Below are 12,477 nucleotides of genomic sequence, written 5' to 3'. Positions count from 1 at the left end.
GGGAAATTATGAGTAAGACAATACTTATTACTGGTGCCGGGCACGGTTTTGGCAAAGGAACAGCATTTGGTTTGGCCCGGGCAGGTCACAAAGTTATTGCGGCTGCACAGATCTGGCCTCAGGTCTGGGATTTACGAACCGAAGCAAAAGAACAGGCTCTTGAGCTTGAAGTAATCAAACTCGACATCCGGGATGAGATCGACAGGCAGCATGCTTTGACCTACGATATTGACATTCTGGTCAATAACGCAGGCATTATGGAAAGCGGTGCGATGGCTGAGATACCTATGGAGAGGGTACGTGAGTCCTTTGAGACAAACGTATTCGGTCATCTGGAGTTGACACAGGGATTTGTGCGCAAAATGATTAAGCAGGGCCATGGTAAAGTTGTGTGGATTTCGTCGATGGGTGGAATCTTAAAGGTTCCATTTCTGGGAGCTTATTGCGCTACCAAGCATGCTATCGAAGCCATCGCCTGGATAATGAAAGAGGAGCTTGCACCTTATGGCGTGAAGGTTGCAACAATTAACCCGGGAGCCTACAGGACGGGTTTCAACGATACAGGAGCAGAAAGTGCGTATCAGTGGTATGATCCTGAAAAAGGTTTGATCAAACTTCCGGACTACAGAGACGCTTTATCCCAACAATATGATCCGCAAGAGATGATCGACGTTATGGTTGAGGTAATTCCATCTGACGATCATCTTTACCGCACTGTAAAACCGGAGACGACTGCGGATATTATGAAGCAGGTCCAAGCTAATGAATGGAAGGCTAAAGTTTAAGGAAATTGAGTACGTCACCAGCTAAGGTATTGACAACTCCGGAAGCCGTTACCAATAGGTAGAGATCATTAACAACCCTTCCGATATCGCAATACCTTCTTCCGGTAAATATCTCAAGGTATTAGTTTGCACGGACAAAATGTTGAAAATTTATTAATGTGTAGAATTTAAGACCACGTCTTCGCTCTTATCTTCCTGAAAACGTCGTTAAATGCCAGTTTTTTTGCTTCCAGTACGGTGAAGCCGGCTTCTTCAATATTCTTCAGGGTATTCCGGGTCGTATGATCCCCAAGCAGAATAAATAGGGATCAATCAGGTGCTCAAAAAGATCAATAATCGGGTTACTGCTACGCAAGTGTTCAAGGGCTATCAGCTTCATCGGAAGGTTTCAGGACACGCCTCATTTCCTTGAGAGCTTTTACAGGATCAGGGATTGTACAGAGGACAAAAGTCGTAATCACATAATCGAAACTCCGGTCCGGAAATTCAAGGTGCTCTGCGTCCATAATGAGAAGATTGACGTTTTTCATTTCCCTGGCTTTCTTGCGGGCTTTTTCGAGCATACCTTCACTGTTGTCAATTCCTGTAATCTGAGCTGTCGAAGAGTAGTATTTCAGATTCCTTCCACCCCCCATTCCGACTTCCAGAACTTTTCCGCTCAGGCCTGAAAGTGCTTCTTTTCTCCACTTCCGGAAAAAGGGGAGTTCCAGAGGTAAGTCTATCAGCTCATAAATTGGAGATATCCGATCGTACTTTGAGGCTGCGGACATCTTTGGGTTTGTAGACATTGTAAGATTGTAGACATTGTAATCAAGTACTCTGGCTCAAAAATATTATGGGCTTACCCGGATTTTTTTGAAAACATCTTTAAAAGCCAGATTCTTTTCTTCTTTGATAATGAATCCAGCCTTTCTTATGTTTCCCACAGTATCCCTGGTCACCTCATCTCCGATAATGGAAAACATAATCGGATTGATTAAAGTTTCAAATATGGAAATAAGATTGTTACTGCTGCGCATGTGTTCAATGGCGATCAACTCCCCTGAGGGTTTCAGAACGCGCCTCATTTCTTTTAGAGCCTTCACGGGATCGGGGATTGAACAGAGGACAAAGGTTGTAATGACATAATCAAAGGTCTTATCCGAAAACTCCAGGTGCTCCGCATCCATAAGGAGAAGATTTACATTTTTCATGCCTTCCGCTTTTTTTCGTGCCTTTTCAAGCATACCTTCACTGACATCGATTCCTGTTACCGAAGAGCCCGAAGAGTAGTATTTCAGATTCCTTCCGGTTCCCACTCCGACTTCCAGAACTCTGCCTTGCAGGTCTGAAAGCGTTTCCTCTCTCCACCTCCCGTATAAGAAAAACTCCATAGGTAATTCCATCAGGTCATAAATGGCTGCGATTCTGTTGTACTTTGAGATTACGGACATTAAATGAATTTATGCTTTCATAGAGGATTAGTTTTTTCAGGAGAGCCTGGGAAACTGAATCGGTCAGAAAGAATTCCCAACCATTCCAAAGTTCAAACCTTCCATGGGAAAAACAGAAATCACCTGATATCACTCTGACATTCTTACCCTGGGGGAAAACTCCCTGAAAACCAATTCATATTTAAGTGTTCGGAATAATACCACGCTGCGGGTAATCCATATTTTGCATACCTGGAAAATTAAGATAAAATAGATACTGATAGAGGCTCCGGGCAAGCTAACAGTATCATTTATCTCGCAGTATCATTTATCTTACAGGTATCATTTATCTTACAGGTATCATTTGTCTCACAGTATCATTTATCTTACGGAATCCTTTATTACATAAAGACTCTCACAATATAGACTTACTTCACAATTATACTGAGGAAAACCGATGAGCAACATTTTACGCAGAGGAAGGCTGGAAGCAGCCCCGGACGAGGAAATTTTACGTTACGCCTCTTCAATGGAGACCGACAGGTGGATTTTTAGTGCTGACATAGCAGTGGACCTTGCTCACACAGTAATGTTAAAAGAACAGGGTATTATAAGTGCGGAGGACTGCAGTAAAATCCTCGCAGGGCTTTTGAAAATCCGGGAAGAAGGAATGGAAAAGCTCGACTTCAGCTATGAAGACATCCATATATCCCTTGAATCCAGGCTCATCGACATGGTTGGAGAAGATGTGGGAGGCAGGATGCACTCCGGGCGCTCAAGAAACGATGAGGTTGCAACCTGCATCAGGCTGACCCTGAGAGAAGAACTTCTCGGCCTGCTCGAAGAGATCTTTGCCCTCAGAAAAACCCTTGTTTCTTTGGCAGAAAAACATACAGAAACCCTCATGCCCGGTTTCACCCACCTTCAGCACGCCCAGCCGACCACCCTCGCCCACCACCTCTGTGCCCACGAAGCGGCACTAGGCAGGGACTTTGACAGGGTGCAGGACGCCTTTTCCAGGGTAAACCTCTGCCCGCTCGGAGCTGCTGCATTTGCCTCTACCGGTTTTAACCTCAACAGGAAACGGACTCAGGAACTTCTGGGCTTCGAAGGCTTGCTGGAAAATTCGATGGACGCGGTCAGCAGCCGGGATTTCCTTATCGAATGTGCCTCGGTCTTTTCAAACCTCATGATAAACCTGAGCCGGATGGCTGAAGAACTTGTAATCTGGTCTTCGTCCGAGTTCAATTTCATCGAGCTGGACGATACATACGCCTCCACCTCCTCGATTATGCCCCAGAAGAAAAACCCGGATACTGCCGAATTAATGCGCGGAAAAACAGGAGTTGCCGTGGGAGCCCTTATGTCCCTCCTTACGATCTGTAAAGGCCTGCCCCTGAGTTATAACCGCGACCTGCAGGAAGCAACGCCCAACATCTGGCGTTCAGTAGAGACCGTAAGGGCATCGGTCAGGGTAATGGAAGGAATGGTAAGGACCATGAAAATCCATCCGGAAGTGCTTTCAGCCCAGTCCGTAACAGGCTTTACAACAGCAACCGAGCTTGCGGATACCTTTGTCCGGGAGGCAGGGATTCCCTTCAGGACTGCCCACCAGATTGTCGGGATGCTTGCACGGGAAGGGGAAAAACCTACAATCGAAAAAATTGACTCTGTAGCCGAAATAGTGCTCGGAGAATCACTTTCAAGCAGGGGCCTGACGGAAAAGATGATAAAGGAAGCTCTTAACCCGGTCTCCAACATAAAGAGAAGAAAGATTGAGGGAGGACCTGCCCCGGAAGAAATGCAGCATTATATCGGAAGGCAGCAGACCGAACTTGAACTGAACGAGCAGGAGATTGCAACCATCAAAGATTCGATTGACTCCGCTTTTGAAGCCCTGCTTGAAGTCGTCGACGAATACAGGAAAGTATGAGAATACAGGGAAGCCCAGGAATACAGGAAAGTATGAGAATACAGGGAAGCCCAGGAATACAGGAAAGTATGAGAATACAGGGAAGCTCAAGAATACAGGAAAGCATGAGAATACAGGCAAATTCAATAACACATTTAATTTAAGAACACATTTAATTTCGAAAACCCATTTAGTTTCAATAACGCATCGAACTTTAATATTATTTAGACCTCTTAGTATCACGCAAATTATACGGCACCTCAAAAACCAGCAGAAAAGGGATTATTCATGGAATTCAAACAGGGCGATTGGGTACGCATTGAAAGGAACGGTACTGTCTATGAAGGCAAAGTAATGCCTTCCATGGAAGGATATATCACAATAAAAATGAAAAGCGGGTATAACGCCGGTTTTTCCATTGATAAGGTCAGGATAACCCTTCTGGAAAATAACGGGGAAACTGCAAACGGAAGCAGAAACGGCGGAAAAGGCTGTAAAACTAACGAAGAAGAACTTCCCGAACCCGGAAAAAAGCTCCCGAAAATCGCAATCCTTTCTACGGGCGGAACGATTGCCAGCAAGATCGACTACCGTACAGGTGCAGTCACATCCCAGTTTACTGCTGACGATATCCTTGCCGCAATCCCGGAACTGAAGGAAATTGCGGACTTCAAAGGCAGGGTAATCTCAAGCATCCTCTCAGAAAACATGGACTCTGACTCCTGGCAAAACCTTTCAAAAGCCGTTGTGGAAGAGATCGAAGCCGGAGCTGATGGAGTAATCGTCACTCACGGGACAGACACAATGATGTATTCGGCTGCAGCCCTTTCCTTCATGATCAAAACTCCCGTACCCATCGTTTTTGTTGGTTCCCAGAGGAGTGCGGACCGCCCGAGCAGCGACAACGCCATGAACGCAATCTGTGCAGCCCGGGTCGCCATAAGCGACATTGCCGAAGTCGTGGTGGTTATGCATGGCACAACCTCTGATGATTTCTGTGAAATCCACCGCGGAACGAAGGTCAGGAAGCTGCATACCTCCCGTAGGGACGCTTTTAAGTCCGTAAATTCCCTCCCGGTAGGGACCGTAGACTACGGTACAGGAGAAATAAAGACATTTATTGACTACACCCGACGCGGAGAAAAGGCCCTGAAATTCAAGCCGGGAATGGAACCTAAGTGTGCCCTTGTGAAGTTCACTCCGGGAGCGGACCCCACAGTCCTTGACTACTATATAAGTAACGGCTACAAAGGGCTTGTTGTCGAAGGAACAGGCCTCGGCCACATTTCCACAAAATGGATTCCCCTGCTCCGGAAAGCTACGGACGCAAAAATGCCCGTAATAGTTACCTCCCAGTGCCTTAACGGCAGGATCTGCGACCGCGTCTATGATACCGGCAGAGATATGCTGAAGGCCGGGGCAATCGAAGGAGAAGATACTCTTCCCGAAACTGCCCTTGTCAAGCTAATGTGGGTACTTGGCCAGACCGATGATTTCGAAAAAGCCGCCGGCATGCTCAGGGAAGACCTCAGCGGGGAAATTACCGAGTGCACGCAGAGATAAGAAATTCTGAAAAATACGTTCTTAAAATAGACCGTAACCAAAAATACTAACTGAACATCACTCTCTACAGATCTTTCTGATATATATTCTTTCTTTTTTTAAGAAGCCTCCAGATAAACTGTCTGGGGCGCTTTCACAACCTTTTGATTGGAAAACGATTTTTCGGATCTAAGGAAGCACTTTTTTGCCGAGCAAATTCTTTTTTGTCGGTCAGCTTCTCTCGGACCCGGGGGCAACCTGACAATCGGTATTTATCCAGCCGGAAGGCTGACCGTAGATGCGGTGAATGGGGGAAAAGGCATGGGTAAACCCGGCTGTGGGAGGAAAAAGGAATCAGGAACTGCCTGAACAAAAAGTATATCTTCCAAAGTTAACTTTAATGCGAAATTTACCCCGCTCAACATATTTAAATAACAAAAAGCTATAATGTACTGTGTTAACAAGTGTCATGTTAGCTAATAGCAGGAAATTATTGGTAGGTGTGTAGATGTTAGGAATTGAGGATCCACAGATCTGGCTTGCATATGTATTTTGCGTATTAAGCGCACTCGGATGCATGGTTTATGGAGCATTGAACTGGAGGGGCGGGGAAGAAGAACAGGTAGTCAAGGGCGGGACTCCGAGGACAGCAGTTCAGGACCAGTAAAAGAGGTCCAGGATCACGTTTTCCCTCTCACGCATTATATCTCGCTTCAACCGACTTTTTTGATAATGTCGTAAGAAAGGGAACTAACAGCATTAACACTATCCGGAATGATTTTTATGGCAATCAGTACTTCAACTCTTATCCTGTTTGTTATCATTTATCTTACAGCTACTTTCTACGTTGCCTACCTTGGATACAGGAAGAATTCCCAGACCGAAGGATATATGCTCGCCGGTAGAGGAGTGCACCCTGCAGTCATGGCCCTTTCCTACGGAGCTGCGTTTATCAGCACCTCTGCAATAATAGGCTTCGGAGGAGTAGCCGCCTCATTAGGAATGGGGCTTCTGTGGCTTGTTTTCATGAATATCTTTTTTGGGATATTCATTGCCTTCGTTATTTTTGGCCCTCGTACACGGCGTATGGGGCTGAATCTGGGAGCTATAACTTATCCTGAATTTATAGGAAAACGCTTCCAGTCAAAGTTTATTCAGGCTTTTTCCGGGCTTCTGATCGGCGTTTTTATGCCTCTTTACGCTGCAAGCGTTATCATAGGGGCCGGGAGATTCCTTGAGACAACTCTGGGAGTCAACTACAATATTGCCCTTATAATCTTTACTATCATAATTGCTTCCTATGTGATTAAAGGAGGCCTTCTCTCAGTAATGTATGTGGATGCCATGCAGGCTGTCCTGATGTTACTGGGAATGGGTTTTCTGATGGTCTTTACTTATGTCAAGCTTGGAGGAGTTGTTGAAGCTCACCAGGCCCTTACCAGTATGGCAAACCTTGTGCCCCAGGCCCTTATAGACCGGGGACATCAGGGCTGGACTTCAATGCCTGCATCCGGATCTCCTTTATGGTGGACAATGATTTCCACAATCATATTGGGAGTTGGAATAGGTGTGCTTGCGCAGCCTCAGCTCGCGGTCAGGTTCATGACTGTAAAAGATGACCGCTCCCTGAAAAGAGCAGTCGCTGTCGGAGGCCCGTTTATCCTGATGATGGCAGGAGTCGCGTATGTTGTAGGGGCTCTTTCCAATGTGTATTTCTACAGGACTACGGGCATGATTTCCCTTCAGGTCGTCCCGGATGGAAACACCGACCTTATAATGCCTACCTTCCTGAACCAGGCAATGCCTGAAATGTTTGTAGCGCTCTTCATGCTTAGCCTGCTCGCGGCGGCAATGTCCACCGCAGCTGCCCAGTTCCATACAATGGGTACAGCCATAGGATACGACGTCTACCAGCAGAGCCTCATGAAAGGCAAGTCCTCAGCGACCGTCCATGTCACAAGACTTGGAATTGCCTTCACCATCCTGGTCGCGGTCGTTCTGGCGTACATCCTGCCCGGAAGTATTATTGCCAGAGCTACGGCAATGTTTATGGGCCTCTGTACCTCTGCTTTCCTGCCCATGTTTGTCGGAGCCCTTTTCTGGAAGCGCACGACAAAAGCCGGAGCAACTGCAAGCCTTGTAATCGGCTCTTTAAGCAGCCTCTTCTGGCTGACTTTTGTCCATGCATCAGAAGCAGTGCCTCTCGGGATCTGCCAGGCAACTTTCGGGAAAGCAACTCTACTTTCAGGCACCTGGACTGTTGTGGACCCGATTCTTATCGCAACTCCCCTCTCTATCCTTACCCTGGTCGCGGTAAGCCTTATGACACCCCAATTTTCACCCGCCTTCCTGAATAAAGCTTTCAGGCTCAGATTTGAAGACGAAGAAGAGGAGGTCCCGGAACCTGCATCACACAAGACAATTGATTCCACAGGCGTTTAAGCCTGCTCCTTTTGAAAATCAGGCGCATTCTTCTGCGCCACCTCTTTTCTATTTCTTCTCGTTTTGGTTGTCCCTGATCAACTGATTGATATTCCGGAATCCCAAAGTAGATTTTTCAGTACCCCCTTCTCGCCCCACGATACCTGGTCCCGCCTGCCGGTTAGAGAAATAACAATTTGAAAGTCAGCGCCGCAATTAAGAGATACAATAAAATTAAAGAAATGACCTCTGACTAAATTAAAGAAATGCCTCCTAGAATGAGAGAATACTTTTCTTGAGCCCAAAAATCATTTTTAAATTCACGGGTAAATATAAGCACCTCCACCAGCCTGTCTGGCGGCCCTTCCCAAAAGGAAAAAGGATATGAAAGAGAAATAAAGACCGAAAATTATACCGGCTTTATCTGTTTGGCCTCTTCCCTGTTTACAAGCGTCCGCAATAGCTTTTAATTTCCTTTCATCTTTTTCTTTTCTTTTTTGCGGGAAAGACCGCTCTCCTGCGTCGAGCGGGACAAGACCGATAAAATACAGCGAGTAACATTGTATGGGGAAGAAATATTAATTTAGTTCGGCTGAGTGAAGCGCCTGTTTCTAATCATAAAATAGTCCTCTTTAATGAAACTAACTGTAAAAACTCACTAAGTAGCCCGCTTGAGCTCAACTCCCGATTTTTGCCAAAAATGAGTCTGCTTGAGCTCAGCTCACTTCTTAAACCATAATTGGTCTACTTGAGCGAAACTACCTGTAAAAGCCCATCAATTAGTCCACTTGAGCGAAACGAAGTGGAGCGAAACGGACAGCGCACTGCAGAGCCGCAACTCTGCCGAGACGCAATTCGGGGATGAAAAGTAGTAATCAATTGAGAAAAAAGAAGGACGAAGATAAAGAAAATAAGGTATTGGTAGTTAATTATAGTTATATATTATGAAAACCTATATTTCTGCATGAACTGCCCAAGATGCAAAAGTTCCAATCACACAAAAAACGGTATAGTTTGTGGACGTCAACGCTACAAATGCCACGATTGTGGATATAACTATTCAGTCGAGCTAAAATCAACTGCTAGTTCTCCTTTAGTTAAGAGACAGGCTTTGCAACTTTATCTTGAAGGATTAGGATTTCGCTCAATAGGACGATTTTTAGGGGTAAGTCATGTTTCTGTCCAAAAATGGATAAAGAAATTTGGTCAGGAGATAGAGGAGCTAAAAAGCGAAAATGAGATATCTATTGTTGAACTGGATGAGATGCACACTTACATCAGTAACAAAAAAAATATTGCTGGATCTGGATTGCTGTTGATAGAGTTGGGAAAAAGTTCATCAACTGCTCTTTTGGTAGCAGAGGAACGAAAACTGGACAACTACTCTGGGAAAAATTAAAGAAGAAAGAGATTGGAGAGGTGATGACTGATCACTGGAGGGCATATGCAGAGTTTATTCCTGAAAATATTCATACTCAATCCAAAGCAGAAACGTATACAGTTGAAGGATATAACGGCATACTAAGGCACTTTCTGGCAAGGTTGAGACGAAAGACAAAGTGTTATACGAAGAGTCTTGAAATGCTAAAGTACTCTGCTCTTCTATTGATGAAAAACAGAAATAAAGAGTTATCTATATTTAATTAACAATACCGAAAATAAAAAGAATAAAAGGAAAAAGGCCCTGTTTCGAGAGATCTTGTTGATACAGAGATACAGGTTTTGTAGAGGCTTTTAATTTTCTTTTCTGACAGGTAGAGTCTGCCCACCGTGAGGCATAAGGTGGATCTTTGAATCAGGGTTTTCCGAGAGGACTGCAGAAAGGGCTTCCTGCACACTTGCCATAGGAGTGAAGAAGGCGGTTCTGGCTTTATCTTCCGGGAGCTCCGAGACAAGGTAAAGTTTGAACTTCTTTGCGGCTATTGCAACAATTGCACTCTTGTGCCCTCCGAACTCGAAGCAGTGTTTAAAGCGCTCTATTGCATCGTCCGGAGATTTACATTCCCTGTTCCAGCACTCATAGACCTGGTTACCTATTCCTTCGGAGCATTCGGCTACGAGGATGATTGAGCCGCCATCTTTTACGGCCTGGGTTGCATTGTCAAGGGCTTTATTTGCCTGGTAGAGGTTGATATCCTTGGGATAGCCACCACAGGAAACGACAACGGCATCCGCAGGCTCTACGGGAACCTTATACATAGCGTCCACAACCTCGACCCCTTTCCTGTGGGCTTCGGTAAAATCTCCGGCAACGGCAGCAACTATCCCTTTTTTGCTGTCAAGCACAACATTAAGAATAAATTTAAGGCCAAAGATCTTTGCGGCTTCTTCCATATCCTGCCGGACAGGGCTGTCCACTCTTCCGGAAACCGCATTTTCTTCTATCATCATTTTGTGGTTGGTGAGCACAGCTTCCTCAGAGCTTACGCCGGGAAGGATAGACTTTGCTCCCCCGCTGTACCCTGCATAGTAATGGAACTCAATTCCCCCGGTCCCGATAACAAAATCGGAATCAAGCACTTCTTCGAAGATATCAACAGGTGTGCCCCTGCTGGTTACCCCGATACGCCTGCATCTGGAAGTGTCGTGCTGGATGCACCGTATTTTTTTGTAGATGTCCTCCCCGACAAGTTTCTTTGACTCTTCTTCAGTCTGCTGGCGGTGAAGCCCGAGAGCAAAGATAATCATGATGTTCTTATCCCTTGCTCCCCCCAGATAAAGCTCGTCAAGGAGAGGAGGAAGAATTTTTGCCGTAGGAGTGGGCCTCGTAACATCGCTTACGATAATAGCAATCCGGGATTCCGGGTTTACAATCTCGGAAAGTCTCTTGCTGTTTATGGGGTTTTCAAGAGCTTTCCGGATTAAAAGAGCCCCATCCTCTTTTTTTTCAGGTTCCGAAGGCAGGATAAGGCTGGAGATGTTTTTCTCCGGGATATTCAGCTCAAAAACCCCACTTCCGAAAGCAAGTGGAATCTTTTTTATATTTGTCGTCATGTTCATGCCGGTGAGTTCGTATTGATGGTATAAAACCGTATAGGTAAACAATGGATAAATAGATGTCCGAAATTCTCTTTTACTATTTTCATTTCCGTTAACGGGCTTACTTACCATCTCGCTTATTTCCGGACAGGCAGGGTCCATCCTCCATCAGGCATCACGTGAATTTTTGCATCAGGATTTTCGGCAAGAATAGCTTCAAGGGCTTCCTGTACGCTTTTTGCAGGAATGAAAAAAGCTCTTCTGCTTTCCTCCTCGGAAAGTTTTGAAACGATATAGAGCTTGAACTGTTTTGCAGCCTTTGCAACTATTGCACTTTTATGCCCCCCAAACTCGAAGAATTGCTTGAAGCGTTCTATAGCATCATCAGGGCTCCTGCACTCCTTATTCCAGCACTCATAGACCTGGTTTCCGATTCCTTCCGCACATTCGGCCACGAGTACGATTGAGCCTCCTGCTTTTACAGCAGGGATGGCATTTTCCAGAGCCTTTGTTGCCTGGTAGAGGTTGATGTCTTTAGGGAAGCCGCCGCAGGAAACGATGACTGCATCTGCAGGTTCAACCTTTATTTTGTATATGGAATCTACATATTTTGCCCCTTCCCTGTGAGCCTGGATGAAATCTCCGGCAACGGCAGCAACGATTTCTTTTCTGCTATTGATTACCACGTTCAGGATAAATTGAAGCCCTGCAAGTCCTGCGGCTTCTTCGATATCCTTCCTCGCAGGGCTGTCGATCCTACCCGAAAGGGGTTCACCTTCGAAGAGTTTGCTATAATGGCTGTGAAATGAAAGTACGGCTTTTTCCGAACTGACCCCCGGAAGGATAGACTTTCCTCCCCCACCATATCCTGCGTAATAATGAAATTCAACAGTCCCTGTGCTAATAATCAGGTCTGCGTCCAAAACCTCTTCAAAAACTTCAACCGGAGTCCCAAAACTTGTCTCTCCTATATGCGCGCATCTTTCCCTGTCGTGCTGGACAAAACGGATATTTTTGGAAATTTCGTTCCCCAGAAGCTTTCTGCACTCCTCCTCAGTCTGCTGGCGGTGAAGCCCGAGAGCAAAGATAATCGTGATGTTCTCATCTTTCGCCCCTCCCAGATACAGCTCTTCAAAGAGAAGAGGAAGAATTTTTGCCGTAGGAGTGGGCCTCGTAACATCGCTTACGATAATAGCAATCCGGGATTCCGGGTTTACAATCTCGGAAAGTCTCTTGCTGTTTATGGGATTTTCAAGAGTTTTCCGAATTAAAAGGGCCCCATTTTCCTGTTTTTCAGGTTCCGAAGGCAAAATAAGGGTGGAAATGTTTTTCTCCGGGATATTCAGCTCGAAAACTCCACTTCCGAAAGCAAGTGGGATCTTTTTTATATTTGTCATCATGTTCATGCCGGTGAGTTCGTATTGAT

11 protein-coding genes are annotated in these 12,477 nt (G+C 45.6%); 7 read left to right on the top strand and 4 right to left on the bottom strand.

Annotated elements, in window-relative coordinates; translation table 11 throughout:
• Window positions 1-8: 8 nt before the first annotated feature.
• Window positions 9-785 (top strand): SDR family oxidoreductase, encoded by a 777-nt coding sequence (locus MA_RS06845; RefSeq protein ID WP_048065081.1) that lies wholly within the window; start codon window positions 9-11, stop codon window positions 783-785.
• A gap of 359 nt (window positions 786-1,144) precedes the next feature.
• Here MA_RS06845 and MA_RS06840 read toward each other — a convergent pair whose 3' ends face one another.
• Window positions 1,145-1,573 carry a class I SAM-dependent methyltransferase gene (locus tag MA_RS06840; RefSeq protein ID WP_226990784.1) on the bottom strand — a complete coding sequence of 143 codons (429 nt, stop codon included), beginning with the start codon at window positions 1,571-1,573 and terminating at the stop codon, window positions 1,145-1,147.
• 45 nt (window positions 1,574-1,618) lie between these two features.
• Window positions 1,619-2,218 (bottom strand): class I SAM-dependent methyltransferase, encoded by a 600-nt coding sequence (locus MA_RS06835; protein WP_011021338.1) that lies wholly within the window; start codon window positions 2,216-2,218, stop codon window positions 1,619-1,621.
• A gap of 436 nt (window positions 2,219-2,654) precedes the next feature.
• Here MA_RS06835 and argH point away from each other — a divergent pair, with 436 nt between their 5' ends.
• The 6 genes from argH to MA_RS25165 all read left to right on the top strand — a co-directional run bounded on the left by argH (window position 2,655) and on the right by MA_RS25165 (window position 9,719).
• The gene (argH, locus tag MA_RS06830; protein WP_011021337.1) at window positions 2,655-4,130 is read left to right on the top strand and encodes an argininosuccinate lyase; all 1,476 of its coding nucleotides are present in this window, start codon (window positions 2,655-2,657) and stop codon (window positions 4,128-4,130) included.
• 267 nt (window positions 4,131-4,397) lie between these two features.
• Complete coding sequence (gatD, locus tag MA_RS06825; protein ID WP_011021336.1) at window positions 4,398-5,672, top strand: Glu-tRNA(Gln) amidotransferase subunit GatD; 1,275 nt, start codon at window positions 4,398-4,400, stop codon at window positions 5,670-5,672.
• A 147-nt stretch (window positions 5,673-5,819) separates the two neighbouring features.
• Window positions 5,820-6,020 (top strand): hypothetical protein, encoded by a 201-nt coding sequence (locus tag MA_RS06820; protein WP_048065080.1) that lies wholly within the window; start codon window positions 5,820-5,822, stop codon window positions 6,018-6,020.
• Window positions 6,021-6,159: 139 nt separating this feature from the next.
• Window positions 6,160-6,318: a symporter small accessory protein gene (locus MA_RS28075; protein WP_162829678.1), complete on the top strand. Its 159-nt coding sequence runs from the start codon at window positions 6,160-6,162 to the stop codon at window positions 6,316-6,318.
• Window positions 6,319-6,434: 116 nt separating this feature from the next.
• Window positions 6,435-8,093, top strand: a complete 1,659-nt coding sequence (locus tag MA_RS06815; RefSeq protein ID WP_011021335.1) for a sodium:solute symporter family protein — start codon at window positions 6,435-6,437, stop codon at window positions 8,091-8,093.
• A 943-nt stretch (window positions 8,094-9,036) separates the two neighbouring features.
• Window positions 9,037-9,719 (top strand): IS1-like element ISMac16 family transposase gene (locus MA_RS25165; protein ID WP_076611660.1). Its coding sequence is split into 2 segments (ribosomal slippage): window positions 9,037-9,357 and window positions 9,360-9,719, totalling 681 coding nucleotides; the frame shifts between segments, so codons are not numbered across the junction.
• Window positions 9,720-9,806: 87 nt separating this feature from the next.
• Here MA_RS25165 and larA (MA_RS06800) read toward each other — a convergent pair.
• Together larA (MA_RS06800) and larA (MA_RS06795) are read right to left on the bottom strand one after the other, a co-directional pair.
• Complete coding sequence (gene larA / locus MA_RS06800) at window positions 9,807-11,066, bottom strand: nickel-dependent lactate racemase (RefSeq protein ID WP_157860456.1); 1,260 nt, start codon at window positions 11,064-11,066, stop codon at window positions 9,807-9,809.
• 122 nt (window positions 11,067-11,188) lie between these two features.
• Window positions 11,189-12,451: a nickel-dependent lactate racemase gene (larA, locus tag MA_RS06795; RefSeq protein ID WP_048065079.1), complete on the bottom strand. Its 1,263-nt coding sequence runs from the start codon at window positions 12,449-12,451 to the stop codon at window positions 11,189-11,191.
• Window positions 12,452-12,477: the final 26 nt, after the last annotated feature.

It is taken from the genome of Methanosarcina acetivorans C2A (assembly GCF_000007345.1).
Classification (GTDB): domain Archaea; phylum Halobacteriota; class Methanosarcinia; order Methanosarcinales; family Methanosarcinaceae; genus Methanosarcina; species Methanosarcina acetivorans.
The sequence above is the reverse complement of the archived record's forward strand: the minus strand, read 5'-3'. Positions and strand labels throughout refer to the sequence as shown.